The following is a 25,422-nucleotide window of genomic DNA, read 5'->3' on the forward strand; positions in this document are numbered from 1 at the left end:
GGAGGGGAATAAAGGTTGGCGGTTATGGCCTGTTCGCCGGCAAGCCGGCTCCTGCGAGGGGGGGCCCTGCAGGAGCCGGCTTGCGGCGAAAGGGGTTAGAACAGCACTTTGGCCACGTCGGCAAAACGCTTGGCAAAATGCACGGTGATGCCTTCCTTGAGGTAGTCCGGCAGTTCTTCGAAATGCCCGCGGTTGGGCTCCGGCAGGATCAGCTCGTGGATCTTCTGGCGCCGCGCGGCGATGACTTTCTCGCGCACCCCGCCAATCGGCAGCACGTGGCCGGTGAGGGTCAGCTCGCCGGTCATGGCCACGCCTTTCTTCGGCGGCTGGTTGCGCGCCAGGGACAGCAGGGCGCTGGCCATGGTCACCCCGGCACTGGGGCCGTCCTTGGGGGTGGCGCCTTCGGGAACGTGCAGGTGGACGAAGGCTTCGTCGAAGAACTTGCTGTCGCCGCCGAATTGCTTGAGGTGCGAGCTGACGTAGCTGTAGGCGATCTCCGCCGATTCCTTCATCACATCCCCCAGTTGCCCGGTGAGCTTGAAGCCGCGGTTGTGGGTGTGAATGCGCGTGGCCTCGATAGGCAGGGTGGCGCCGCCCATGCTGGTCCAGGCCAGGCCGGTGATGACCCCGGTGCCGCTCAGGACCTGCTCGTTACGGAACACCGGCATGCCCAGGGAAGCCTCCAGGTCCTTGGGCGCGATCTTGATCGTGGCGTCCGGCTCGTCCAGCAGCTTGACCACGGCCTTGCGTACCAGCTTGCCCAGTTGTTTCTCCAGCTGGCGCACCCCGGCTTCCCGGGCGTAGCCATCGATCACCGTGCGCAGGGCGCTGTCGCTGATGCTCAGGCTGGTCTTGGCGACACCGGCCTTTTCCAGCTGCTTGGGCCACAGGTGGCGTTTGGCGATGGCCAGTTTTTCTTCGGTGATGTAGCCGGACAGGCGAATCACTTCCATACGGTCCAGCAGCGGGCCGGGAATCGAATCCAGGGTGTTGGCGGTGCACACGAACAGGACCTTGGACAGGTCCATGCGCAGGTCCAGGTAATGATCGAGGAAGTCGACGTTCTGCTCCGGGTCCAGGGTCTCCAGGAGGGCCGAGGCCGGGTCGCCCTGGTAGCTCTGGCCCATCTTGTCGATCTCGTCGAGCATGATCACCGGGTTCATCACCTCCACTTCCTTGAGGGCCTGCACCAGCTTGCCCGGCTGGGCGCCGATGTAGGTGCGGCGGTGGCCCTTGATCTCGGCTTCATCACGCATGCCGCCGACGCTGAAGCGGTAGAACGGCCGCCCCAGGGATTCGGCGATGGATTTGCCGACGCTGGTCTTGCCGACACCGGGTGGGCCTACCAGCAGCACGATGGAGCCGCTGATCTCGCCCTTGTAGGCGCCCACCGCGAGGAATTCGAGGATCCGGTTCTTGATGTCGTCGAGCCCGGCGTGGTGCTTGTCCAGCACCTTGCGCGCGTGCTTGAGGTCGAGCTTGTCGTCGCCGAAGACGCCCCAGGGCACGGCGGTGGCCCATTCCAGGTAGTTGCGGGTAACCGCATATTCCGGCGAACCGGTCTCCAGGATCGACAGCTTGTTCATTTCCTCGTCGATGCGTTTCTGCGCCTGGGGCGGCAGCACTTTGCCAGTCAGGCGCTGTTCGAACTGCTCCAGGTCGGCGCTGCGGTCATCCTTGGTCAACCCCAGCTCCTGCTGGATCACCTTGAGCTGCTCCTTGAGGAAGAACTCGCGCTGGTGCTCGCCGATCTTGCGGTTGACCTCGGCGGAAATCTCTTTCTGCAGGCGCGCCACTTCGACTTCCTTGCGCAGCATCGGCAGGACTTTTTCCATGCGCTTGAGCATGGGTACGCAGTCCAGCACTTCCTGCAGTTCGTTGCCGGTGGCGGAGGTCAGGGCGGCGGCGAAGTCGGTCAGGGGCGACGGATCGTTGGGGCTGAAGCGGTTGAGGTAGTTCTTCAGCTCTTCGCTGTACAGCGGGTTGAGCGGCAGCAACTCCTTGATCGCATTGATCAGCGCCATGCCGTAGGCCTTGACCTCGTCGGTGGGCTCGCTGGGCTGATGGGGGTACTCGACCTCCACCAGGTAGGGCGGACGATGGTGCTTGAGCCAGGTGCGGATGCGCACCCGGGTCAGGCCCTGGGCAACGAACTGCAGCTTGCCGTTTTCACGGCTGGCGTGATGGACCTTGACCAGGGTGCCGTACTCCGGCAGCGCGGAGGTATCGAAGTGCCGCGGGTCCTCCTGCGGGGTGTCCATGAAAAACAGGGCAAGGGAGTGATGCTCGGATTTGCTCACCAGTTCCAGGGTTTCGGCCCAGGGCTCTTCATTGACGATGACCGGCAATACTTGCGCAGGAAAGAAGGGACGATTGTGAATCGGGATGATGTAGACCTTGTCCGGCAGATTCTGTCCGGGCAGGGCCAGGCCGGTGCCATGGGCAGCCTGGTGTTCGGTGTTTTCCGGATCGACGTAGTCACGTGGATCTTCGGGAAATTCTTGCTGGTCGCTCATGGAGGCTCCTGCGCGATGGACTATGCAGCTTAGATGGGGCAGGTCGCCGCGGGTTTCAATGGGGGACTGGTTTCAGCGTTTTTCCGAAGCGGTGGGAAATGCCGCTGCATCGCCCCTTGCCCTGGCAGAGAAGCGTTGCATAGCCGCGGTCTAGGCTGTTCTTGCTGCATGCCTGGGGGTTTTTGCGAAGGGATTCAAGCTCACTTGAAGGGGCTGTTTGACATGGGTTGTCAATAAAATGACTGCGATGTCACCTGTTTTATTGCGTGATCTTGTGTAATTTGAGGATTAATCTGATTGCCCGGAATGCCGGAATGAAGCTGGCATTTATTTGACGCGCGCATTCAGCTTCTCAGAGGGATGGGTATGAAGAAGGGATTTTTCAGCTTCCGGCAGGGGTTATCCGCGTCGGCCTTTTCAAGGCCCGCCTGGGACTTGGAGCGACTGAGAGCAGCCTTATGAAGTGGCGCCGAACCTTTCAGGCAAGGATTGTCGGGGTGCTGGCGCTATTGCTGTTGGTATTGATTGCCGCGGTGTATTTCGCGGTCAAGACCGCCACCACCCAAGCGGTGGAGCGCCAGGCGCAATTGCAACTGAAGATCGGCACCCGGGTATTCGAACGGCTGCTGGACTTGCGCGGTCGCAACCTGCAGTACGGTGTCGACTGGCTGGTGGTGGATTCCGAGTTTCGCCGGGCGGTGCTCAGCGGCAAGCCGGTGGATATCCTTGCCGCCCTGGCTCAGCATAGCGGCGGCATCCGTTCCAGCGAGATGTTCGTGCTCAGCCCCGAGGGCCGGGTCATCGCCAGCACCCTGCCGGTGATCGCCCGGGACCAGCACTTTCCCTACGACCAGGCCCTGCGCCGGGCCATGCGGCACAACACCCACATGCTCTTCGTCGCAATCAAGGGCCGGCCCTATCTGCTGGTCCAGGGGGAAGTGCTGGAGTCGCTACCCATCGCCCGGGTAGTGATGGGCTTTCCCATGGATGAGCTGTTTGCCCAGGAACTGCGCTCCATGAGCAACCTGGAAGTGTCGTTTCTGACGGTCGATGGTCAGCATCCCGGCGAGCTGTTCAGCACCCAGCCGGAGTTCTTCTGGTCGCCCATCATCAATGTCCTGGCCGACTCCCTGTGGCAATCCCTGCCGCAGTTGAGCGAGACCCATGGCCAGCGTTTCCTCAACCAGGCCTTGCAACTGGCCAATACCGGGGATGCCGGCGATCCGCGGGTCATGGCTTTGCTGCAAAGCCCCCTGGAGCAGGCGTTGCAGGCCTTTGCCCCGCTGGACCGGGAGTTCATGTGGATCGCCATGGTGGCGCTGGTGGTCTCCCTGGTCTGCGCCCTGCTGATGGCGCGGCGGGTATCGCGGCCCCTGGAAGACCTGGCCCAGGCGGCAAGACGCATCGGTGCCGGTAACTATCAGGCCCCGGTAACCATCAAGCGCAGCGACGAGTTCGGGGTGCTGGCAGATGCCTTCAACGCCATGCAGAGCGCCATTGCCACCCGCGAACGGCAACTGGCCCACAACGCTCTGCATGATCCGCTGACCGGGCTGCCGAACCGGGCCCTGGCCATCGAACGCCTGACCAAGGCCATTGCCGCCCGGCGCAATGTGGTGCTGCTCTACCTGGGCATCGACAACTATCGGGCGATCAACGAGGGCTTTGGCACAGAAGGCCTGGACCAGATGATGGGCGAGCTCAGCCGGCGCCTGCGGGAAGTATTGTCCCAGGGCGATACGGCGGCCCGGATCACCGCCAGTGAATTCCTCCTGCTGCTGGAGAACACCGAACTGGACGGGGCCATGGCCATGGCTGACCGGCTGCATGACCTGCTCAGCCGGCCGCAACTGATCCAGGGCGATGAGGTGCGCCGGCAGATCTGCATGGGGATGGCGGTGTACCCCGCCGACGGCAAGTCCGCCGAGGAACTGATCAGCCGCGCCGCCATCGCCCGCCATGATGCTTCGCTCAAGCCCGGTTACTTGCAGGTCTACCAGCAGGACCGAGACCTGGCTCACCAGCGGCAGATCAGCCTGATCCGCGACCTGCGCCGGGCGGCCGCCGAAGGTGAGCTGTTCCTGTTGTACCAGCCCAAGCTCGATCTGCGCCGGGACTACCTGCACCAGGCCGAAGCCCTGCTGCGCTGGCAGCACCCGGTGTTCGGCGTGGTCTCGCCGGCGGAATTCATTCCCCTGGCCGAGCGCACCGGCAGCATGCACAGCCTCACCGCCTGGGTCATCGAAGCCTGTATCCGCCAGTTGGCGGAGTGGAACCGCCGGGCCCTGCCCGTACGCCTGTCACTGAACATCTCGGCCAGCGACCTGGAGGACGACGGCCTGGAGGTACGGGTCAGCGATTACCTTGAGGGCTATCAGGTGGCAGCCGAACAGTTGGTGTTCGAGATCACCGAGAGCGCCATCATGCGCGACCCGGAGCAGGCCCTGGCCGTGCTGCAACGCTTGCGCGGCTGCGGCATCAGCCTGTCGGTGGACGATTTCGGTACCGGCTATTCATCCCTGGCGCAGTTGCAGCGCCTGCCGGTGCAGGAACTGAAGATCGACCAGTCGTTCATCCGCAATCTGGATGAAACCAGCGGCGATGCGGTGATCGTGCGTTCCACCATTGAAATGAGCCACAAGCTGGGGCTCAAGGTGGTGGCCGAAGGCGTGGAATATGAGCATTGCCTGAAATTGCTGGAAAGCTGGGGCTGCGACACGGTGCAGGGCTATCTGATCAGCCGACCGTTGCCGACCGAGGCCTTTGAGCGCTGGCTGGTGAACTCCCGGGTGTCGAGCTGAAAGCTGGATGGCCGAGGGGCCATCCAGGGGGCGCGCTCAGGGGGCGGCGGACTCGGCCTTGGTCAACAGGCTTTGCAGCTCGGGCTCTATGCCTTCCTCACTGAGGTTGTCCATGATTTCCAGGATGCAGGGCGCATAGCGGGGCTCGATGGCCGCTTCCGACCAGTCCAGTTCATAGATCGCCATGACCCTCACGTCCAGGTAGGGCGAATCCACCAGCAGGCGTTTCAGCAGCTCGATGGCCGGCGGGCTGCGCAACTCTCCCAGGGACACCGCGCAGCGGTGCTGCCAGTACTCGGGGCGCGACAGCAGGGTTTCGCCAAGGCGTTGCCATTGCGCCGGGGTAAAGGCGTGGAGGACTCCCTTGGCCACCTGCTCGGTGGTGTATTCGTTCCAGTTGGCGGCTTCCGAGTCACCGAACCAGTGGTGTAACCGTTCAAACAACTCATCACGCTTATCCGTACTCATGATGTCTTTCTCCTGCGAGGGCGGTCGCGCCAGCACGCTGTTCCTGGCGTGCCGCCCAATGCCATGGCGTTTATACCGGCGTGCCAGAACCGATGCTGCCTCATTTGCGCAGGGCTTCCCAGCATTAACGGCGCGCGCTGACCAACCGTGTCTTGGCATTCTGGTGCAGGCCGCCCGATAGCGCGGCCCCGATTGTCCCGGTTTACCAGGTGCCGGCGAACTTCACCGCCGCCGCGGCGCGCGACGGCACCTTGAGGGTATGCAGCAGGGAAGACACGTGGATGCGCACGGTGAACGGCGAGATATCCAGCTCTCGGGCGATTTCCTTGTTGGTCTTGCCCTGGGCGATCAGGCGCAGGACTTCCTGTTGCCGGGTGGTCAGCTGGCTCACTTCGGCGCAGGCGTCCAGGGGCAGCAGCAGGCCGGAAGGCGCGTACTTGACCACCACGTCGCCTTCGCGGATGGCCTGAATCGCCTGGCCGATCTCGTCCGGGCTGATGCTCTTGCCGATGAAACCGTCGGCCCCGGCGGCCATGACTTCGGCGATCAGGTCCTGGTTGTCGACCATCGACACCACGATGATCGAGGTGCGCGGCAATTGCTGGCGCAGGCCGGCAATCATGCTGACCGAGGTCAGGCCGGGAAAGCGCAGGTCGAGAATCAGCGAGTCCGGCTCCTCGCCGCTCTCGGCCAGGGCCATTACCGCAGCCAGGTCGCCGGCCTCTTCGAGCACGGCATCGGGCAGCAAGCGCTGGATGGTGCGCAGCATGCCTTCGCGAAACAACGGGTGGTCGTCGGCGACGATAATCCGGCATGTCATGTTTGAAACTCCTTGAAACATCCAGTCCTGTGGGCATGCTAACTTGGCGCACGGCGTTGTAACTGCCCGCTGGTCGTGTCCGATGGGCCAGTTTGCCGAACGGCAAAAGACCACGGCAGCGCATATTGCACAAGGAGGTGATTGCATGAAAGTTGAGAAAGACAGTGAACTCGATCAGGCCACCCTGCGGATTATCGTGGCCGGATGCGCCCTGGTCTGGTTTGGCGTGATCGGCTTCCTGCCGGGGCAGGATGTGGATCCCTACGTGCCGGTGATGATCTACATTTCCCTGTTCATGCTGGGTTCGATCGTGCTGCGCATGGCCATTGCCCGTTGGCCCGGGCACTACCCGGCGCGGCGTATCCTGGGCATGGTCTATGACTACACTGGCACCTGTTACGGCCTGGTGGTAGGCGGCGAGGGGGCGCTGCCGATCTATGCGGTGATGGTCTGGGTCAACCTGGGCAATGGCATGCGTTTCGGCTCGCGCTACCTGGCCATCGCCACCGTGCTGGCGCTGTTCGCGCTGTTCATGGTCTACCTGCTGACCCCCTATTGGCAGGCCCAGCCCTACATGGTGCTGATGCTGATGATCACCAGCACGGTGATCCCGGTGTACGCCCACATCCTGCTCAAGCGCACCCGCCTGGCTTCGGAAGAGGCGATTGCCGCCAACCTGGAAAAGTCCCGTTTCCTGGCCCAGGCCAGCCATGACCTGCGCCAGCCGATCCACTCCATCGGCCTGTTCACCGCCTGCCTGCGCGAAGCCAGCCTGGGGGTGGATGAGCGGCGCCTGGTGGACAACATCGATCGTTCGCTGCTCAACGTCTCGCAGCTGTTCCGCTCGATCCTCGACCTCTATACCCTGGACAACGGGCGAGTGCAGCCCAAGTACGAAACCGTCCACCTGGGCGAACTGCTGCGCGACCTGGTGCGCCAGAATTCCGAGGCGGCGCGCTGGGCAGGTGTCGAACTGCGGCTGCGGCCTTGCGCCCATTGGGTGCGGGTCGATCCGGGGTTGCTGGCGACCATGGTGCAGAACGTGCTGTCCAACTGCTTCAAGTACGCCGCGGAACGACCGGTGCTGATTGGCGTGCGCCGGCGTGGCCAAGGCCTGGCCATTGTCATCTATGACCAGGGTCGGGGGATTGCCGAGGAGCATCTGCCGAAGATCTTCGAGGAGTTCTACCGGGTTCGCCAGGTACGGGACAAGGACGTCGAAGGCGTCGGCCTGGGCCTGTCCATCGTCAAGCGCCTGGGGCAGATGACTGACCTGCAGGTGACGATTCGTTCGCGGGTCGACCACGGCACCACGGTCAGCCTGCACGGCCTGTCACTGGCCGCGCCACAGCGTTTGCACGGTCGTGACGAGGCGTTGCAGAGCGGCTTGCTGACCGGGCTGCGGGTCTGTCTGGTGGAGGATGACCGTAACGTGCTGCTGGCCACTTCGGCGCTGCTGGAGCGCTGGGGCTGCGTGGTCCAGGCCGAATCGAGCGGGGAGAACCTGCTGACCGATTGCGACATTATCGTCGCCGACTATGACCTGGGCACCCGGGCCTCGGGTATCGAATGCATCGACAGCATCCGTCAGCAGCGGGGCTGGGAAGTGCCGGCGCTGATCATCACCGGGCACGACATCGAGAAAATCCACGCCGCCCTGCACGACCGCAACATCGCCATCCTGTCCAAGCCGGTGCGGCCGGTGGAACTGCGCAGCACCTTGCGAGCCCTGCGCGAGGCACCGCTGGTGCCTGCCCACAGGGCTGCGGCGCCAGAGACAGTTACCAGGTCCGGCACGGGATAAGCAGAGGGTAGTTGGTCATGGTCAGCTTCTTGTTCTCGCCGCTGGCCAGTTCGACGAAGTCATCCAGCATGCCCGAGTACGAAGAGATCGAACTGCGCTCGGTGTAGTAGTGGGTGGTCACCGGCCCGTAGTTGGTGTTGCTCTGGCCGGTGCCCACGTACTCGTTCCAGCGGCTGGTGCCGTACACCATATCGTGGCCCTGGACGAAGTAGCGGCCCGGTTGCAGCCCCGTGAACTGGAAGATGCCGTTGCCGTCGGTGCGGGTCACCCGGTGCACGGCCAGGGCCTCGGGGACCATGCTCACCGGTGCGCCTTCGGGTTGGGACGCGCGCAACTTGTGCCAGGCCTGCAAGTGCGGGGTGGCCGGGTAGAGATAGATCTCGACGTTGCGGCTGTCTTCGATACCGTCATTGCCGACGATACAGAACTTGCCGGTGAGCGTTGCGGTGCCGGGTTGCAGCGCGGCGCGCGCGGCCTGGGTGTCGAAGGGCTCGTCGGGGTACTGCACGGTGGGAATCTTGACTGGCGGGTATTCGTCCAGGGTTCGCCCTTGGCGCGGCGCGCAGGCAATCAGGGTACAGGCGAGCAGGGCCAGGCCTGTCACCATGAAGAGACGGGGTTTCATCAACTCAGGACCTTTTCAGGAGGGAGTGGTGCTCGCCCGACGCTGTCCCGCTGCTACACCGGTGCAGCCCGTCGCGGCGAACCTGGTTGGCCAGGGGCTAGCGGTTTATTGCTTGCTGCACTCGGCCGGCAGCGCTACCGCTCCACCCATGGTGGCGAAGGCGACCATGCCGCCGCTGGGCAGTACGCAATTGTATTCGCCGGCACTGGTGCTGGCGGTGAAGTAGGTCTGGGACGCGTCGCTGCGCACGTTGGAAACCGTGGAAACCGGCTTGCCAAGGGTGATCTGGGCGCGGTTCTTGAGGTCGTCGTTGCTCGGTTTGGCGATGGCGCAACCGCCCAGGGCGAGTGCCAGGAGGCTGAGCAGGGCAACGGGGCGGAGGCTGGACTGGAGTTTCATGATGAATCTTCCTTGGTGTTGTTGTGTTTTCAACGGCGCAGCCGCTCCCGACACCGCAGGCTGGCAACGGTGGGGAGATCAGATGGTTGCCCGGCACTATAGCCCCGGGTTGGGGGAGGGTCGATTAGCACAAATGGGCTAATGTCGCTTTGCAATTACGGGACTGCTGGGCAGGCGAACAGGGCCGCTTGAGAGGGCCGGCGAGGCGCCGCCGGTCCTGGAGCCGGGGTCAGGTCAGCAGTTGTTCCTGCAGGCGTCGGCCCAGTACGTCCAGCAGGTCGCAGCCATCGCGCAGGGGGATGACGCACAGCTGGGCGAAGTCCTGGAGCAGGGCCGGGTTGCTCTGCAGGTTGTCGTGGCTGGCGATGTTCTCCAGCAACTGGGTGGCCGCGCGGATGCGGTGTGCGGCGGCTTCGTGGAGAGCGTCCAGCGGGGCCTGGGTGTCCACCAGCAGGGCGGGGATGTTGTAGTCGTTGCTGGTGAGGGGCATGTATTGCTCCACGGCTTTGTCCAAAGTGCAGGCTACAAACAGGTCAGGCAGTTGCTGGTGCTTTGCGCGCCTGACGATATGGGGGGCTTCCACACCCCTGTCACTGAGTTTTCAATGACCCCCAGACCTTAAGGGCAGAGCCCTTGAGGGGCAAGGTGATGCGATGGGACGTGAGTTGTAGGAATTTTCGGTGACCGTCCTTTGATGGGCTGCCGGTCGAGCAAGATGGAATGACAAGCCCCTTGTAGGAGCCGGCTTGCCGGCGAAGAGGCCCGCAAGCCATGCAGCGCCCGGGCCCGCGTCTTCGCTGGCAAGCCAGCTCCTACGCAGAGGGCGAACGGCACAAAAAAGGCGGCTACCAGAAGGTAGCCGCCTTTTTCATGCCTGCCGGTAAAGCTTATTCCGACAGTTTGTAGGCAATGATGTAGTCGCCCATCTTGGTGCCCAGGGAGCCGTGGCCGCCCACGACCACCAGCACGTACTGCTTGCCATCCTTGCCGGTGTAGCTCATCGGCGTGGCCTGGCCACCCGCTGGCAGGCGGGACTTCCACAGCTCCTTGCCGTTCTTCACGTCATAGGCGCGGATGTACTGGTCCAGGGTGCCGCTGAGGAAGCCCACGCCACCACCGGTAACCATGGAGCCGCCCATGCTCGGCACGCCCATCGGCAGGCCGATCGGGATTGGCGAGCTGTCACGGCTGGTGCCGTTCTTGTGCTTCCACACCACCTTGTTGGTGGTCAGGTCGATACCGGCCACGTAGCCCCAGGCCGGAGCCTGGCAAGGTACGCCGAGCGGCGACATGAACGGGTGCATGATCACCGCGTAAGGCGCGCCGGTGTTGGGTTGCACGCCCGAGGTCTCGCTTTCGCGCTTGCTCCCGGCAGCCACTTCGGCACGCGGCACCAGCTTGGAAACGAAGGCCATGTAGTTCGGGCTGGTGAATAGCAGTTGGCGAACCGGGTCCAGGGACACGCTGCCCCAGTTGAACACGCCCACGTTACCCGGGTAGATCAGGCTGCCCTGCACCGACGGCGGGGTGTACTGGCCTTCATAGCGCAGTTCCTTGAACTGGATGCGGCACAGCATCTGGTCGAATGGCGTCGCGCCCCACATGGCTTTCTCGTCCAGTGGCGGCGGCAGCAGGTTCAGGTCCGAACGGGCCTGGGTTGGCGCGGTGTGGTCGCCTTCGACAGCGCCGGTGGGGGCCGGTACTTCACGGATCGGCACGATCGGGGTGCCATCGCGACGGTCCAGCACGTACAGGCTGCCTTGCTTGGTCGGCTGGATCAGCGCCGGCTTGACGCCGTCCGCAGTCTTCATGTCGAGCAGGGTCGGCTGGCTGCCCACGTCCATGTCCCACAGGTCGTGGTGGGTGAACTGGTAGTTCCAGCGCAGCTTGCCGGTGTCGATGTCCAGAGCCACGGTGCCGGCGCTGAATTTCTCGGCGCCCGCGGTGCGGTTGCCGCCCCATTGGTCAGGCATCTGGTTGCCCAGTGGCAGGTAGACCATGCCCAGTTTCTCGTCGACGCTGGCCAGGGACCACATGTTCGGCGAGTTGCGGGTATAGGTCTTGCCTTCCGGCAGCGGAGTGGTCTCGTCCGGGTTGCCCGAATCCCAGTTCCACACCAGGTGGCCGTCGTGCACGTCGAAGGCGCGGATCACGCCGGACGGCTCGTTGGTCGACTCGTTGTCGGTCACGTGGCCGCCAATGATCACCAGGTTACGGGTGATGGCCGCCGGGGAGGTGGAGTAGTAGCCGCCCGGGGTGAATGGGCCGATACCGGCCTTCAGGTCCACGGCGCCCTTGGTGCCGAAGTCTTCACAGACCTTGCCGGTGTCGGCGTTGATGGCGATCAGGCGCGCATCGGCGGTAGGCAGGAACAGGCGACGCGGGCAGCTGGTGGCGATGGCCTGGCCCGCGGGGGACAGGGTGGCCGGCTGGCTGATGGCGTCGGCGTTCTTGAAGTTGGCTTCGTCGTAGTACGACACGCCACGGCAGGTCATGTGTGCCCAGCCACGGAAGTCGTCGCCGTTGGGGCCCTGGATCTGCGGGTCGAAGCGCCAGATTTCCTTGCCGGTATCCGGGTCCAGGGCCAGCACCTTGCTGTGGGCGGTGCAGGCATAGAGCTTGCCGTTGACCTTCAGCGGGGTGTTCTGGTTGGTGATTTCCACCGGGTCCTTGTCGGTCGGCATGTCGCCGGTGCGGATGCGCCAGGCTTCCTGCAGCTTGCCGATGTTGGCCGGGGTGATCTGCTTCAGCGGCGAGTAGCGATCGCCGAACTCGGTGCGGCCGTAGGCCTGCCATTCACCGTCGGGGATGGCCGGCGCGGTGCTGGTCATGTCCGCGGTGTCGCGGCCCAGGTCACCGGAGATTTCCCCAGGGTTAGTGAACTGGCTGCCAATGGCGGCGCCACCGGCCAGGACCACGGCCACGCTCAGGGCAGCGGTGCCCAGCGGGGCCGGGCCATCGCGCAGCAGCGGGCGACGGAACCAGGGCAGCAGCAGGACCACGCCGAGGGCGAACCACAGCGACAGGCGTGGCACCAGTTGCCACCAGTCCAGGCCGATTTCCCATAGCGACCAGACGGTACTGGCGAACAGTACCAGGGCGTACAGGCCCAGCGCCGCGCGTTTACCGGCCAGCAGCAAGAGGCCGGTCAACGTCAGGCCGATACCGGCCAAAACGTAGTACAGCGAGCCGCCGAGCATGCTCAGCTTGATCCCCCCGGCCAGCAAGGCCAGGCCCATTAGCAGCAGCAAGATCCCGAGCAGGCTTGGCAGCAAGCGGCTCGGACTTGAAGCACCCTCAGTGCTCATAGTGTGGTTCTCCGTGACGTTTAGAGTGTTCCCGCGCATGTTCACTGTAGATGACGATCAGGCGCGGGCTTGGTTCAGCTGAAAACTGTGAATGGCGTCGTTGTGTGCCTGTCGGCCTTAGAACGAACTCTGGATCTTGATCCCGCCGATCAGGGCGTCGTCCACCCGGCTCACGCCGCCGGGGTGGCGGATGTATTGCAGGTTGGGGCGCACGGTCAGCCAGTTGGCCAGGTGCACGCCGTAGTACAGCTCGGCGCTGTATTCGGTGTCCTGGGGCGGCAGGTAGCTCGGGTTGTCGTAGTCGTAGAGCGCCCGGGCCTGGTTGCTGGCCTGGGCGTTCTTGCGGTACGCCGGGTTCACATGGACTCGGGCCAGGGCAAAGCCGATGTCATCCTTGGCCCGGGCATCGAACAGCCCCTTGTAGACCAGGCCCGCCTGGACATAGTTGTCGATGGCGTTGGTCTTCTTGTCGTGGGCGGTGACGTTGGCGAACAGGCTCAGGCCGCGGGAGTGGTCGCTGGCCTGGCTGGTGACCTGCTGTTGCGCGCCCAGCCACAGGCCGTGCTTGCTGGAGCTGCTGCGGTAGGCCTCGCCGGTCAGGGCTGCAGGCTGGCCATTGCCATCCTTGTAGACGTCGCTGGCCTTGGCGCTGCTGTAGTAATAGCCGGCGCGGTACTCACCGGCCAGGCCGTTGAGTTTGGGTGTCCACACCAGTTCCACTGGCAACAGTGTGCCCTGGGTGCCGCTGCCGCTGAGCTTGAAGCCGTTGTCGCGATCGAGGTTCGAGGGGTTCTGCTCATAGGCACCGATCTGCGCGTAGAGCTCGGCGTTCAGGTGGTATTTGACCCGCAGGGCCCACTGGCTGACCGGCCAGTTGTACCAGACGCTGCCGGCCCAGTTGCCCACCTGGGAGCCGCAGAACGCCAGGTTCTGGAAGTCGCAGGGAAAGCTGTTGAAGTCTTCGCCCTGGCCGAAGCGGCCGGCCTTGATGTCGAGCTTCTGGTCGAAGAATTTCTGCTGGTACCACATTTGCGTCAGGCGCCAGGTCTGGCCGCGGCCCCAGACTTCCTGGGCCGAGGTGAAGCCGCCGACCCGCGGGTCGTTGATCCGGTCGTTGCTGATGTTGTCGCCGTCGCGCTTGGTCACCGTCAGTTGGAATTCGGCGTCGTCCCAGCCGAGGATCTTCTGCAGGTCCAGGTGGCTGCCGAAGGCGAACTGGTCGCTGTAGCGCGCGGTGCGGTCGTGGTCGTAGCCACCGTGCAGGTTGGCGCCCATCTCGCCGACGTAGTCGATCTTGAAGTCGTAGCCTTTGTTGGCCAGTTCCGTGCGGGTGCCATTCCAGTCGCCGAGCATCCATGGTGAGTCACTGTCGAAGGCCGGTGCGGCCTGGGCGCAGGCGGCAAATCCAAGGGCGCCGAGCAGGCTCAGGCTCTTGGGCAGGGCGACGGAAGTCAGGACAGCGCTGTCTTTTAAGCGCTGAAAAGTGGGCATAGGCATTCGGATAAAGTCTTTTTCTAGGAATAGGCAGAAGCAAGGGCATGGCGCGTAGCATCGATGCAGGTTGATCGAGAACGGCAGGCCACTGATTTCAAAGGGAAAGATGAAACGGTTCAGCTTTATTAGGGGGCTAAGGATAAAGCGCCGTCTCCGGGAGAGAAAGCGCTTTTATTGACATGAACAGTTTCGCAATCGGTAACAGTTCCCGGCCCGGGCTCTGCTCAGCGTGGGGTGCTGGCCTGGGCGAGGCTGGGTTTGTGCCGGGTGTGGCTCAGGGCAAAGTGCGCCACCAGGCCGAAGATCAACCCCCAGAACGCGGCCGCCAGGCCCAGGAAGCTCATGCCCGATGCCGTGACCAGGAAGGTGATCAGCGCCGCTTCACGCTGTTTTTCGTCGGCCATGGCGCCGCTCAACCCGGCGCTGATGGCTCCGAACAGGGCCAGGCCGGCCAGTGCCGCAATCAGTTCCTTGGGCAGGGCGGCGAACACCGAGGCCAGGGTCGCGCCGAAAATCCCCATGAGGATGTAGAACAGGCCGCAGGCGATCCCGGCGATGTAGCGCTTGTCCTTGTCTTCATGGGCTTCGCGGCCGGTGCAGATGGCAGCGGTGATGGCCGCCAGGTTGATCCCGTGGGAGCCGAACGGCGCCAGCAGTGCCGAGGTGATGGCTGTCCAGGAAATGATCGAGCGGGCCGGGGTGTTGTAGCCGGCGCTGCGCATCACCGCCATGCCCGGCACGTATTGCCCGGTCAGGGTGACCAGGGCCAGGGGCAGGCCGATGTTGATGATGGCGTGCCAGCTCCACTCGGGAGCGATGAAGATCGGCTGGGCCACCGCCAGGGTGATGGCCCAGCCATTGAGTTCGCCCAGGCCTGCGGCCATCGCGCAGCCCACCAGCAGCACCGCGAGGATCGCGTAGCGGGGTGACAGGCGCTTGCCCAGCAGGTAGGCGGCGATCATCGCCAGCACCAGGGCCGGTTGCAGGCTGACCGAAGTGAACAGGCCGGCGCCGAAGCGGAACAGGATGCCCGCCAGCATGGCGGCGGCAATCGCCTTGGGCAGGCGGCTCATGAGTTTGTCGAAGGCCCCGGAAAGCCCGACCAGCGCGATGAGCAATGAGGCCACGATGTAGGCGCCGATGGCCTGGGGCAGCGACACCGTGGGTAGCATCGACACCAGCAGCGCTGCGCCGGGGGTGGACCAGGCGGTGATCACCGGCACTTTCAGGCGCCAGCTCAGCAGCAGGCCGGTGAGGCCGCTGCCGATGGAGATGGCCCAGATCCACGATGACACCTGGTCGCTGGGCAGATGGGCTTCGCGGGCGGCCTGGAACACGATGATCAAGGGGCCAGCGTAGGAAATGATCACGGCGATCAGGCCGGCGATCACGGCGGAGAGGGACAGGTCCTTGCTGAGACTGTGCATGGCATCTCGACTGGGCATGGGTGGGAGGGATTGAGTCGATTGGGTTGGTGATGTCTGAGTGTATTTCAATGAATTGAATCGATTCAATTGTTTCTCGGGATGGCTCTACCGAAGTTGGCTGTGGTTTGTTGATAACTTAATGATTTATAGGGATTTATAGATCATATAAAAATTTTTTAGCGGTTTTGAGTCGCCAGTTTGGCTTGAAGATCGAATCAATTTTCCAAATGAGTCGATGTTAAGGGGCGATCCATGGCTGTGATATGCTCCGGTCCACCTCAACGCAGCCGATGGTCATCAGCCTCCATGTGGGTTCCCCAGTTAAGCGAGTTCAATCAACCGGTCTACCTGTCCATCGCCGACGCCCTGGCGCGGGATATCGGCAGCGGTTTGTTGAATGATGGTGACCGCTTGCCGACTCTGCGCGAGCTGGCGGTAACCCTGAATGTCACTCCTGGCACCATCAGCCGCGCCTACAGCGAAGCTCAGCGGCGCGGGTTGGTGCAGGGCGAAGTCGGCCGCGGCACTTACGTGCTGGCGCAGCCGCCGCTGGTGTTGCCCGAAGGTTCCAGCGCTCCGTCCCTGTCCCTGGGGCAGGCCGAAGCCCTGGACCTGTCGATCATCAAGCCCTACAGCGAAACCCTGGAGTACTGGTTGCGTGGCGCCCTGGTGGGCATGGCCCGCAGCAGTGACTTCGGCCGGGCGCTGGACTACGCCCCCGATGGAGGCCACCCGGCTCATCGCGAGGCCGGGGCGCAGTGGTTGCGGCATTCCTTGCCCGAGGCCAACTGGCAGCAGGTGGTCATTACCTCCGGTGCCCAGCACGGGCTGATGGTGGCCATCAGCGCCCTGAGCAACGCCGGCGACCTGGTGCTTTGCGAGTCGCTCTGCTACCCGGGCATCATCTCCGTGGCCCACGGCCTGGAGCGGCGCCTGCGGGGCGTGGCCATGGATGAAGAGGGAATACTCCCCGAGGCCCTGCGCGAGCAGTGCCTGCGAGAAAAACCGGCGCTGCTGGTGTGCGTCGCCAGTTGCCAGAACCCCACCACGGCGATCATGTCGCCAAGGCGTCGGGCGCAAATTGCGGCAATCGCCGAAGAGTTCGACTTCCTGATCATCGACGACGATATCTACGGCTTTCTCGCCACCGATCCGTCGATCAAGCCGCTGGCGAGCTATGCGCCGCAGCGTTCGGTGTACCTCACCAGCCTGTCCAAGGCGATCATGCCGGCGTTGCGCGTGGGTTACCTCTACAGCCCGCCAAAGCTGCTGTCGCGGCTGAGTTCCATGGTCCGTAGCAGCGTGTGGATGCCGTCGCCGCTGACCGCGCAATTGGCCAGCAATGTGATTGTCGAAGGCTTGGACCGCAAGCTGGTACAGACCCAGCGCAATGAAGCGGCAGCGCGCCAGGCGATTGCCCGGGACGTGTTTGCCGGCCTGGAGATCCGGACCCAGCCCCACAGCTATCACCTGTGGCTGACCTTGCCGGAGCCCTGGACGGGCGATGAGTTCGCCACCCTGGCCCGAGCCAATGGCGTGCTGGTGATGAGCGGCAGCCAGTTCCAGGTGGAACGCGGTGCCAGCTCCCGTTGTGTGCGGGTGGTATTGATGTCGCCCACCACCCAGGACGAGTTGCGCTTTGCCCTGACCCAGCTGGCCAGCCTGATCGAGGCTGACCCGCGGCGTTACCGCTAAACCCTTGGCCGGCAAGCCGGCTCCTGCGGGGCCGTGTAGGAGCCGGCTTGCCGGCGAACAGGGCCTTAAAAGGTAGTACGCAACCCCACTTCCACACTGCGCCCGGCGGCCGGCGCGATATCCCGCAGGATCGAGCTGGCATAGCGCACGGTCTGGTTGGTCAGGTTCTCGCCCTTGACGAAGGCCAGCCACTGGCTATGTCCGATATCGAAGCGATAACCGGCACTGGCGCCAAAGGTGGTGTAGCCATCGGTGCCGCTTTCGTTGTCCGGCACCCGGCCCTGGCTGGAGGCATGTTGTACATCCAGGCGTGCCTGCCAGCGGTCCAGTTCCCACAGCAGGCCACTGTTCAGGCGCAATGGAGCGATGCGGGGCAGGTCCTGGCCGTTATCCAGGTTCTTGGCCCGGGTGTAGTCGCCGGACAGTTCCAGGGCGAACTTGCCGTAGGCGTTTTCCCCCAGGGTCCAGCGATCCTGGGCCTCGATCCCACTGAAGCGTGCCCGCACTCCGCTGTAGGCGTATTCCGGGATACCTGTCGCATCTTCTTCGCCTTCATCGTTGAGGGTGCGCCCCGTGCCCAGCAGGCCGATGTAGTTGGAGAAGTGGCTGTAGAACACGCCGACGCTGCCTTTGTGGATGCCGTTGTCGAAGCGCAGGGCCAGGTCGCTGGACACGGCTTTTTCCTTCGATAGCTTGGCGCTGCCCACTTCATAGGTGCCGGTGGCGACGTGGGCGCCGTTGGCATACAGCTCGTAGAAGGTCGGGGCGCGCTCGGTGTAGCCCAGGGTCGCGGCCAGGGACCAGACCGGGGTCAGGGTGTAGACCGCCCCCGAGGACAGGCTGCCGGCGGTGAAGCTGCTGGACTTGTCGGCCTGGGCGAAGCGTGCGTTGCCCTTGCTGTCCGGGTCCACGGTGGTGTGTTCCAGGCGCCCGCCGAGGCTGAGCCGCAGGCGTTCGGTGGCTTGCAGTTCTTCGAGGATGAACAGCGCGCCGCTGTTGGTATCGGTCTGTGGCACGAAGGCTTCTTCGCCCAGGGCGGAGAATTTGTTGCGGTTGACCTGTGCACCGATCACCCCTTCGAGCGGGCCCAGCGGCTGGTGCCGGGCCTCGACACGGGCCTCGTAGCCCTTGTTCTTGAAGGTGGTGCCGGTTTCGCCGCCCTCGATCTCGCGGTGTTCGTAGTCGGTGTAGCCGGCGTTGAACTTGAGCGAGCTGAACGGGCCCTGGAGGTTGCGCAGTTCCGAAGCGAAGGCGTAGTGGTCCTGCTTCATGCGGATGCGCACGTCTTCTTCGGCGGGGGAGCCGTAGTTGGAGTCGTAGTTGCTGTAGGACAGGCCGGCATAGCCGTCGTCCCAGGTGTAGGAACCGCCGATGGCACCGCCGTCCTGGCGACCGTCGCTGTTGCCCAGGCGGCCTTTCTTGCCATCCCCGTCTTCACTGGCCGCAGCGTGACGGCTGCGGGCGTAGCCGGGAATCTTCAGGTCATTGAACTGCCGCGAGTTGGCATCCAGGTGCAGGGCAAAGGTGCCATCGCCGGCTTCCAGCTTGCCGGCGCTGCTGCGGGTGGTGTCGGCGCCGCCGTAGCGCAACTCGCCCGCCCCGTGGATGCCCTCGATGGCCTCGGTGGGAATCCGATTGTCGAAGCTGTTGACCACCCCGCCAATGGCGTTGCCGCCGTACAGCAGGGCCGCCGGGCCGCGGACGATCTCGATGCGCTCGACGTTAACCGGGTCCAGGGGCACCGCATGGTCGTAGGACAGCGACGAGGCGTCGAGGGCCCCGACGCCGTTCTGCAGAATGCGAATCCGGTCGCCATCCAGGCCGCGAATGATCGGCCGGCTGGCCCCCGGCCCGAAGTAGGATGAAGACACGCCCGGCTGTTTGTTCAGGGTTTCACCGAGGCTGCCTTTTTGTTCCAGGGTCAGTTGGTCGCCTTCCAGCACAGTGCTTGGGGCGGCCAGTTCGGTGCTGCCCAGGGGGTTGGCGGTGATGACCTGCTGGGGCAATTCCACGGCATGGGCCTGGGAGGCGATCAGCAGCGCGGCGGACAGTGGCGACAGGCGCCATAGCAGGGAGCGAGAAGGGCGGGGAGTTGAGCGGGACATCGGTCATTCCTTGGCGAACAGAGCGCTAGGCGCTTTGAGTCAGTGAGCAGGCGGGACACGGGGGTGCCCAAAATGCGGGTGAGTTGTTATTGATTGATACAATATAACATCTCTTTTATTTCGAAAAGCCAGGAACTTTTCGCCGTTCATGCCCGATCGCCTCGGTGACGGGCTGCGACTACAGTTACTCAAGCGTGCTGGCGCGGGGCCAAGCCCTCGGCTAAGGTGCGCGGCTTTCCTCATTTTCTTCCCGCAAAGGCCTGGCATGACCGACACCCACACCGACCCGCTGCATGGCGTGACCCTGGAACAGATCCTCAAGGCGCTGGTGGAACACTACGAGTGGTCGGGGCTGGCTGAACGCATTGATATCCGCTGCTTCAAGAGCGACCCGAGCATCAAGTCGAGCCTGACCTTCCTGCGCAAGACGCCCTGGGCGAGGGAGAAGGTCGAGAAGCTCTATGTGAAGTTGCAACGTACCAAGCGCCCGCTTTAAGGAACCCTATGGCTGGCTTCTCGCTGCCGGGGCTGTGCACTCGGCGTGGCCTGATTGCCGTGGCGGCGATCCTTGGCTGGTTCGGGCTGACCGTCCAGCTGTACCTGATCCTGCTGTTGCGCTGGGACAGTGGCGCCAGCCTGCTGGGCGGGCTGGTGAACTTCTTCAGTTTCTTCACCGTGCTCAGCAATACCCTGGTGGCCAGCGTGCTGACTTGCGCCCTCAACCTGCGGGTTTCCAAGGGGCAGGCGTTCATGCTCCAGCCCTGGGTCAGCGGCGCCGTGGCGGCGAGCATTCTGTTGGTGGGGCTGGCCTACAGCCTGCTGTTGCGCCACCTCTGGCATCCCCAGGGTTGGCAATGGCTGGCGGACGAGTTGCTGCATGACGTGATGCCGCTGCTGTTCCTGGTCTATTGGTGGTGTTGCGTGCCCAAGGGCGGGCTGCGGATGAGGCACATCGGGTGGTGGACGCTCTACCCGATTGTGTATTTCGCCTACCTGTTGCTGCGCGGGCACTTGCTTGGGCTGTACCCCTATCCCTTCATCTCCGTGGACAGGCTGGGCTACCCCCGGGTGCTGCTCAATGCCCTCGGGATATTGGCGGGGTTCGTCCTGGTATCCCTGCTGTTGCTGGGGCTGGACCGCTGGCTGGGTAAACTCCGGTCCCGGGCCCCGTAGGAGCCGGCTTGCCAGCGAAGGGGCCCTTGGGACCGCCTTCGCTGGCAAGCCAGTTCCTACCCTGATGCGCGATTATTCTTCTTCGCTGCTGTCCAGGCGCCAGTAACCGGCGGCCTTGACGAATTCGTCGTTGAGCTGGTGCTCATCCAGCAGCACTCGACGCACCTGGCGCGACACCTTGCTCTCGGTGGCTACCCAGGCATACAGCTTGCCTTGCGGCACCTGCACCTGGCGCACCGTGCTGATCAGGTCCTGCCCGCCTGCGTCCCGTTCAACCCAGATCACCTGCACCTGGGCGGCGCTTTCCAGAGCCTGGCGTTCGGCGGCGTTCTGCACCTCGATCACCGCCAGCACCTGGCGCCCGGCCGGCAGTTCTTCCAGGCGCCGGGCAATGGCCGGCAGTGCGGTTTCATCGCCGATCAGCAGGTAGCTGTCGAAGATATCCGGCACCACCATCGAGCCCCGTGGCCCGCCGATGTGCAGGAACTGGCCCGGTGCGGCCTGTTCGGCCCAGGTGGAGGCAGGGCCGTCGCCGTGGAGCACGAAGTCGATGTCCAGTTCGCCCAACTCCAGGTCGTAGCGGCGCGGGGTGTAGTCGCGCATGGCGGGCATCGGGCCGCTGTCCTTGCCCGGGCCCAGTACCAGGGTTTCCAGGGCGGCTTGCTGTTCGGCGTTCTGCGGGAACAGCAGCTTCACATGGTCGTCGCTGCCCAGGCTGATGAACCCGGCCAGCTCAGGGCCGCCCAGGGTGATGCGGCGCATGCGCGGGGTCAGGTCGACCACGCGCAGCACCTCCAGGCGGCGGCGCTTGATCTCGTGCATGACCCGATGGATGGACAGTTCTGGGCTGGCAGTCATTGGCTTTTCTCCGGGGCGGGGTGGCTCACAGGACCATCGACAATGGCCTTGGCGGTGTTGTTCAGCAGGTCGCGCACCCGAAGGATTTCTTCCGGGCTCCAGCGGCCATGGTGCATTTGCAGGGCGTGGCGCAGGTTGTGCACCGCCTCGTGGATTTCAGCGGGGCGATCATGTCCGCGCAGGGAACGCTTGCTGACCTCGATGCGCATGCGCACGCCGTCCAGGGCGATGGCCTGCTCCTGCAGGGAAAGACGTCCGGCGTCGGTCACGCTGTAGCGCTTTTTGCCGCCTTCGGCATCGCCCTGGATCATTTCGCTCTCTTCGAGAAAGGTCAGGGTCGGGTAGATCACCCCGGGGCTGGGGCTGTAGGCGCCGTCGAACATGCTTTCGATCTGGCGGATCAGGTCGTAGCCGTGGCAGGGCTGCTCGGCGATCAGCGCCAACAGCAGCAGTTTCAGGTCGCCGGGGGCGAATACCCGGGGCCCGCGGCCACCGCGTTCGCGGCCCGGGCGGCGTTCGAAGATCTCATGGCTGTCCCCGTGCTCGCGATGGGGAGGGTGGTGGTGCTCTCTCATTTTCTCTATCTCCGTTTCGATTTAGACATAACTTAAGATATATCTTAAGAATGACGCAAGCACTTCTGCCTGCGGCAAAGCTGCCGTTTGTCGGAGAGAGAGGGGGCTGCCTGTCGTGATTCAGCGTTGCGCCACGCTGCCCAGGCATTGGGTGCCACTGCCCGGTTGCAGGTAGGGCATGAGGATCGGCGCCATGCCCTTGAGCACCTGCACCGGCAAGGCCGAGGTGAATCTGAAGGCCTGGGCCGAGGCCCCCGGCACGTAGGCGGTAAGGGTGCCGAAATGGTGGTCACCGATGTAGAACACGAAGGTTGCGGTGCGGTTGATGGATTTGGAGCTCAACACCCGCCCGCCGGCGCCAATGGCTTCGATGCGGTTGTCGCCGGTACCGGTCTTGCCGCCCATGGCCAATGGCGTGCCATCAGCCAGCTTGAAGCTGCCGGACACCCGTTTCGCGGTGCCGGCATCCACCACCTGCGACAAGGCCCCGCGCAGCGCCGTGGCCACCTCTGAGGGCATCACCCGCTTGCCCTTGTCCGGGTCGTTGAGCAGGCGGGTTTCATAGGGCGTGCCGGCGGCGAAGTGCAGGCTGTCGATGCGCAAGGTTGGCAGGCGCACGCCGTCGTTGAGGATGGTGCCCACCAGTTCCGCCAACGCCGCGGGGCGGTCGCCGGAGCTGCCGATAGCAGTGGCCAGGGACGGTACCAGGTGGTCGAACGGATAGCCGACGCTCTGCCAGCGCTGGTGGATATCGAGGAAGGCCTCGATCTCCAGCATGGTGCGGATACGGCTGTCGCGGGCACTGCGATGGCGGCTCTTGAACAGCCAGCTGTAGACCTCCTGGCGCTCGAACTCGCTGGCCTTGACGATCTGGGTGAAGTTCGCCTCCGGGTTGTTCATCAGGTAGCCCAGCAGCCAGAGGTCCAGGGGGTGGACCTTGGCGATGTAGCCCTGGTCCGGCAGGTCATAGGCGCCGGGGCCGTAGCTGGCGTAGAGCTTGTCCAGGCGCTCGTCGGTGAGCTTCTCGCTGACCTTGGCGCTCTTCATGTGGGCCCGGACGAAGCGGTTGAAGCTCTCCTGGCTGGCGTCCGGCAGCAGGTAGCGGTGCACGGCGGCGAGGCGGATTGCCGTGGGGTGCATGCTGTCGAGGAAGGTTTCCAGGCGCGACTGGGTGTCCTTGTTGCGGTACTTCTTCCAGAAGCGCAGCAGGAACGAGGTGCCCTCACGGTCGGCAAAGCGTGCCAGGTACTCCTGGCGCCGCGGGTTCTGGTCGTCCTTGAGCAATTCGGCGCTGCTGCTGTCGCCGCCATAAGTGCTGTAGCGCACCAGGTCGCGCATCAGGCGGATGAACGGCAGGTTGATGGATTCGCGCAGGGCATCGCGCAGGGTCGGGCTGCGGCCGTTGTCTTCGTTGCGAAAGTTGTGGAAGTGATGCACCCCGCCACCGGTGAAGAAGGCCTCGCCGGGGCTGGCGGAGTAGGTGCGGTCCAGGGCGGCGTCGAGCATCTTCGGCAGGCTGCGGTCGCTGTTCTGCATCAGGTAGTCGAGGGCCCAGCGGCTCAGGCGGTCCTGCTCGTTCACCGGGATCTTTTTCAACTGCGCGGGTGTTTGCGTGGCGTACTTGTCGTGCAGCTCGGAAATGATCTGCAGGTAGGTGGTCAGCACCCGCAGCTTGGCGGTGGAGCCCAGTTCCAGCTTGCTGCCTTCGTTGATGTCGAAAGGCTGGTCGGTGCTGTCGGTCTGCACCCGCACCCGCGAGCCGTCGGGGGTCAGTTCGAACAGGGTGAAGCTGTAGCGCACCTGGGTGGTGCTGGTGGGGGTCAGCAGGCGTTCGCCGAGCACACCAATCTGCGCGGCGAAGGCCGGGTCCGCAAGGTGCTTGAGGTATTCGGTGGCCTGGCGCTGCAGGTCGCTCTGCAAGGTGCTGGTGGCCGAGAGGTCGAGGCGGTCCAGGTCATACAGCGGTCGGTTGAGCAGGGCGGCGAGGCGGCTGCGGGCGACGCTGATGCCCTTGTTGGTCTCGATCGGCTGAATGGTCGGCTGCTGCTGCCAGTCCCGGTAGGTCACCTGGCTGGCCAGGGCGGCGCTGCTCAGCGCCGGGTCGATGACGTTGTTCTGTGCCAGCAGGCGGATATGGCTGTCCGTCAGTTCCGCCAGTTCTGCGCGACCCTTGGCCAGGTAATGGGAGGGACGGCGCTGGGCAATCATCAGCGACAGCACCTGGCGCAGGGCCAGCCCTCGTGCGGCGAGGCTTTTCGAGTCCATGGCGGTGCTGCCGAGCACCTGGTTGACCTTGTCGAAGTCAGCGCCATACCAGACCCGCAGCCCCTCGGCCATGCCGTGCACTTCGCCGTGGCCGGGCACCGCGGACAGCGGCACGCTGTTGAGGTAGTCGCGCACGATGCGTTTGCGGGCCTCCAGGGTCTGTGGGCCGTCCTGATAGGCCCGCACGCTGGCGGAAACCATCTGCCGGATCTTCTCGCCCCCGGATACCGTCAGGCCATCCGGCGAATGGCGGTATTTTTCCAACTGGGTGGCCAGGGTGCTACCCCCGGCGCTCTGCCCCGGCAGGTGCAAGAGCCGGGCGATCTGCGACCAGGCGGCCTTGGCAAAGCGCGGCCAGTCCACCGCCGGGTTGGCCTCGGCCGGCTTGGGGGCCAGCAGATCGCGGTTCTCGATGAACAGCAGGCTGTGCACCACCAGCGGCGGAATGCTGGCAAAGCTCTCATACAGCTGTTGCGGGTAATTGAACTGGTACAGGGGCGCGGCGCGGCAGTCGGTAATGGACAGGCCAGCCTGGATCTTTTCGGTGTAGGGCACGAAAAATCCGCTTTTGCTGTAGTCCATCAGTGCCGGGGAGAAACGCGTCTGGGCGTCGATCAGGTAACCGCGCTTGAGCAAGCGTGGCAGGAACTCCCCCAGGGCGCTGTAGCCCAGGCGCCGGTCGAACGGCCCGGCACCGGGATAGAGCACGGCATCACTGGGGCCGGGCTCCAGGGAGTAGCTCAGGTCAGCGGCCAGCCGGCTGAATTCCCGGGCCTGGAGTTTCGAGGTGCGCATCTCCCGGGCAGCGGCAAAGCCAAGGGCAATCAGGGCGATCAGCAGCAACAGCCAGAACAGGCGCCAGGCATAACGGCGGGATTTGCGGCGTTTCGGTAAAGGCGTTTCGTCCTCGCTGTGGCTTGGCACTGCGTTCTTATGCGAATCGGTCTGCCACAGAGCGCCCATAGTCGATTGATCCATTCACGCAGATTGATCGGACTTGCCTGAAGCTTAGTCGGTGGTGGGCGTCGGTGAAGAAAATGTGAAAACGACCCGGCCCCGCTTCTATGGCAAGGGAGCAAGCTCCCTCGC

The 25,422-nt window shown here is 64.1% G+C and carries 18 protein-coding genes; 5 read left to right on the top strand and 13 right to left on the bottom strand.

Annotated features, from left to right (window positions below; all coding sequences use genetic code 11):
* Nucleotides 1–95: 95 nt before the first annotated feature.
* Complete coding sequence (lon, locus tag AC07R1_RS19750; RefSeq protein WP_011063176.1) at nucleotides 96–2,516, bottom strand: endopeptidase La; 2,421 nt, start codon at nucleotides 2,514–2,516, stop codon at nucleotides 96–98.
* Nucleotides 2,517–2,974: 458 nt separating this feature from the next.
* Here lon and AC07R1_RS19755 point away from each other — a divergent pair, with 458 nt between their 5' ends.
* Nucleotides 2,975–5,317, top strand: coding sequence for a putative bifunctional diguanylate cyclase/phosphodiesterase (locus tag AC07R1_RS19755; protein ID WP_015636861.1), 2,343 nt, complete (start codon nucleotides 2,975–2,977; stop codon nucleotides 5,315–5,317).
* A 36-nt stretch (nucleotides 5,318–5,353) separates the two neighbouring features.
* Here AC07R1_RS19755 and AC07R1_RS19760 read toward each other — a convergent pair whose 3' ends face one another.
* On the bottom strand, nucleotides 5,354–5,785 hold the full coding sequence (locus AC07R1_RS19760) for a hypothetical protein (protein ID WP_011063174.1): 432 nt from the start codon (nucleotides 5,783–5,785) through the stop codon (nucleotides 5,354–5,356).
* Nucleotides 5,786–5,987: 202 nt separating this feature from the next.
* The gene (locus AC07R1_RS19765) at nucleotides 5,988–6,605 is read right to left on the bottom strand and encodes a LuxR C-terminal-related transcriptional regulator (protein WP_015636859.1); all 618 of its coding nucleotides are present in this window, start codon (nucleotides 6,603–6,605) and stop codon (nucleotides 5,988–5,990) included.
* Between the two features lie 145 nt (nucleotides 6,606–6,750).
* Between AC07R1_RS19765 and AC07R1_RS19770 the strand changes: the two genes are divergently transcribed.
* Nucleotides 6,751–8,409 (top strand): ATP-binding response regulator, encoded by a 1,659-nt coding sequence (locus AC07R1_RS19770; RefSeq protein ID WP_492575207.1) that lies wholly within the window; start codon nucleotides 6,751–6,753, stop codon nucleotides 8,407–8,409.
* Here the strand turns inward: AC07R1_RS19770 and AC07R1_RS19775 are convergent.
* From AC07R1_RS19775 to AC07R1_RS19800, 6 genes are all read right to left on the bottom strand, one after another.
* Complete coding sequence (locus AC07R1_RS19775) at nucleotides 8,387–9,034, bottom strand: carboxypeptidase-like regulatory domain-containing protein (protein WP_026019976.1); 648 nt, start codon at nucleotides 9,032–9,034, stop codon at nucleotides 8,387–8,389. The two genes, AC07R1_RS19770 and AC07R1_RS19775, sit on opposite strands and share 23 nt — an antisense overlap.
* A 105-nt stretch (nucleotides 9,035–9,139) precedes the next feature.
* A complete protein-coding gene (locus AC07R1_RS19780; protein WP_015636856.1) occupies nucleotides 9,140–9,433 on the bottom strand; it encodes a hypothetical protein in 294 nt (97 codons plus the stop codon).
* 229 nt (nucleotides 9,434–9,662) lie between these two features.
* Entirely contained in the window at nucleotides 9,663–9,923 is a 261-nt protein-coding gene (locus AC07R1_RS19785) for a hypothetical protein (RefSeq protein WP_015636855.1), read from the bottom strand.
* Between the two features lie 397 nt (nucleotides 9,924–10,320).
* Nucleotides 10,321–12,741, bottom strand: coding sequence for a glucose/quinate/shikimate family membrane-bound PQQ-dependent dehydrogenase (locus AC07R1_RS19790; protein ID WP_015636854.1), 2,421 nt, complete (start codon nucleotides 12,739–12,741; stop codon nucleotides 10,321–10,323).
* Between the two features lie 117 nt (nucleotides 12,742–12,858).
* Nucleotides 12,859–14,232 (bottom strand): carbohydrate porin, encoded by a 1,374-nt coding sequence (locus AC07R1_RS19795; protein WP_011063168.1) that lies wholly within the window; start codon nucleotides 14,230–14,232, stop codon nucleotides 12,859–12,861.
* 227 nt (nucleotides 14,233–14,459) lie between these two features.
* Nucleotides 14,460–15,662 (bottom strand): benzoate/H(+) symporter BenE family transporter, encoded by a 1,203-nt coding sequence (locus AC07R1_RS19800; protein WP_495110870.1) that lies wholly within the window; start codon nucleotides 15,660–15,662, stop codon nucleotides 14,460–14,462.
* Nucleotides 15,663–15,968: 306 nt separating this feature from the next.
* Here AC07R1_RS19800 and AC07R1_RS19805 point away from each other — a divergent pair, with 306 nt between their 5' ends.
* Nucleotides 15,969–17,357 carry an aminotransferase-like domain-containing protein gene (locus tag AC07R1_RS19805; RefSeq protein ID WP_053153556.1) on the top strand — a complete coding sequence of 463 codons (1,389 nt, stop codon included), beginning with the start codon at nucleotides 15,969–15,971 and terminating at the stop codon, nucleotides 17,355–17,357.
* Between the two features lie 65 nt (nucleotides 17,358–17,422).
* Here the strand turns inward: AC07R1_RS19805 and AC07R1_RS19810 are convergent, their stop codons facing one another.
* On the bottom strand, nucleotides 17,423–19,462 hold the full coding sequence (locus AC07R1_RS19810; RefSeq protein WP_495110871.1) for a TonB-dependent receptor: 2,040 nt from the start codon (nucleotides 19,460–19,462) through the stop codon (nucleotides 17,423–17,425).
* A gap of 265 nt (nucleotides 19,463–19,727) precedes the next feature.
* Between AC07R1_RS19810 and AC07R1_RS19815 the strand changes: the two genes are divergently transcribed.
* On the top strand, nucleotides 19,728–19,958 hold the full coding sequence (locus AC07R1_RS19815; protein ID WP_019093117.1) for a VF530 family protein: 231 nt from the start codon (nucleotides 19,728–19,730) through the stop codon (nucleotides 19,956–19,958).
* Between the two features lie 8 nt (nucleotides 19,959–19,966).
* Entirely contained in the window at nucleotides 19,967–20,635 is a 669-nt protein-coding gene (locus AC07R1_RS19820) for a Pr6Pr family membrane protein (RefSeq protein ID WP_011063163.1), read from the top strand.
* A 72-nt stretch (nucleotides 20,636–20,707) separates the two neighbouring features.
* On the opposite strand, the gene AC07R1_RS19825 is transcribed toward AC07R1_RS19820, so the two are convergent.
* From AC07R1_RS19825 to AC07R1_RS19835, 3 genes are all read right to left on the bottom strand, one after another.
* Nucleotides 20,708–21,493: a siderophore-interacting protein gene (locus AC07R1_RS19825; RefSeq protein ID WP_495110872.1), complete on the bottom strand. Its 786-nt coding sequence runs from the start codon at nucleotides 21,491–21,493 to the stop codon at nucleotides 20,708–20,710.
* The gene (locus AC07R1_RS19830; RefSeq protein WP_011063161.1) at nucleotides 21,490–22,068 is read right to left on the bottom strand and encodes a PadR family transcriptional regulator; all 579 of its coding nucleotides are present in this window, start codon (nucleotides 22,066–22,068) and stop codon (nucleotides 21,490–21,492) included. Before AC07R1_RS19830 ends, AC07R1_RS19825 begins: the two co-directional genes overlap by 4 nt.
* 120 nt (nucleotides 22,069–22,188) lie before the next feature.
* Entirely contained in the window at nucleotides 22,189–25,296 is a 3,108-nt protein-coding gene (locus tag AC07R1_RS19835; RefSeq protein ID WP_053111590.1) for a transglycosylase domain-containing protein, read from the bottom strand.
* Between the last annotated feature and the right edge of the window lie 126 nt (nucleotides 25,297–25,422).

Source organism: Pseudomonas sp. GW821-FHT07F01 (assembly GCF_059418825.1).

Bases quoted from the DNA above. Each gene is read 5' to 3' on its own strand.
- AC07R1_RS19830 (WP_011063161.1), bottom strand. From the start codon at position 22,068: ATGAGAGAGCACCACCACCCTCCCCATCGCGAGCACGGGGACAGCCAT.
- AC07R1_RS19835 (WP_053111590.1), bottom strand. From the start codon at position 25,296: ATGGGCGCTCTGTGGCAGACCGATTCGCATAAGAACGCAGTGCCAAGC.
- lon (WP_011063176.1), bottom strand. From the start codon at position 2,516: ATGAGCGACCAGCAAGAATTTCCCGAAGATCCACGTGACTACGTCGAT.
- AC07R1_RS19760 (WP_011063174.1), bottom strand. From the start codon at position 5,785: ATGAGTACGGATAAGCGTGATGAGTTGTTTGAACGGTTACACCACTGG.
- AC07R1_RS19805 (WP_053153556.1), top strand. From the start codon at position 15,969: ATGTGGGTTCCCCAGTTAAGCGAGTTCAATCAACCGGTCTACCTGTCC.
- AC07R1_RS19765 (WP_015636859.1), bottom strand. From the start codon at position 6,605: ATGACATGCCGGATTATCGTCGCCGACGACCACCCGTTGTTTCGCGAA.
- AC07R1_RS19815 (WP_019093117.1), top strand. From the start codon at position 19,728: ATGACCGACACCCACACCGACCCGCTGCATGGCGTGACCCTGGAACAG.
- AC07R1_RS19785 (WP_015636855.1), bottom strand. From the start codon at position 9,923: ATGCCCCTCACCAGCAACGACTACAACATCCCCGCCCTGCTGGTGGAC.
- AC07R1_RS19780 (WP_015636856.1), bottom strand. From the start codon at position 9,433: ATGAAACTCCAGTCCAGCCTCCGCCCCGTTGCCCTGCTCAGCCTCCTG.
- AC07R1_RS19825 (WP_495110872.1), bottom strand. From the start codon at position 21,493: ATGACTGCCAGCCCAGAACTGTCCATCCATCGGGTCATGCACGAGATC.
- AC07R1_RS19770 (WP_492575207.1), top strand. From the start codon at position 6,751: ATGAAAGTTGAGAAAGACAGTGAACTCGATCAGGCCACCCTGCGGATT.
- AC07R1_RS19775 (WP_026019976.1), bottom strand. From the start codon at position 9,034: ATGAAACCCCGTCTCTTCATGGTGACAGGCCTGGCCCTGCTCGCCTGT.
- AC07R1_RS19820 (WP_011063163.1), top strand. From the start codon at position 19,967: ATGGCTGGCTTCTCGCTGCCGGGGCTGTGCACTCGGCGTGGCCTGATT.
- AC07R1_RS19795 (WP_011063168.1), bottom strand. From the start codon at position 14,232: ATGCCCACTTTTCAGCGCTTAAAAGACAGCGCTGTCCTGACTTCCGTC.
- AC07R1_RS19755 (WP_015636861.1), top strand. From the start codon at position 2,975: ATGAAGTGGCGCCGAACCTTTCAGGCAAGGATTGTCGGGGTGCTGGCG.
- AC07R1_RS19800 (WP_495110870.1), bottom strand. From the start codon at position 15,662: ATGCACAGTCTCAGCAAGGACCTGTCCCTCTCCGCCGTGATCGCCGGC.
- AC07R1_RS19790 (WP_015636854.1), bottom strand. From the start codon at position 12,741: ATGAGCACTGAGGGTGCTTCAAGTCCGAGCCGCTTGCTGCCAAGCCTG.
- AC07R1_RS19810 (WP_495110871.1), bottom strand. From the start codon at position 19,462: ATGTCCCGCTCAACTCCCCGCCCTTCTCGCTCCCTGCTATGGCGCCTG.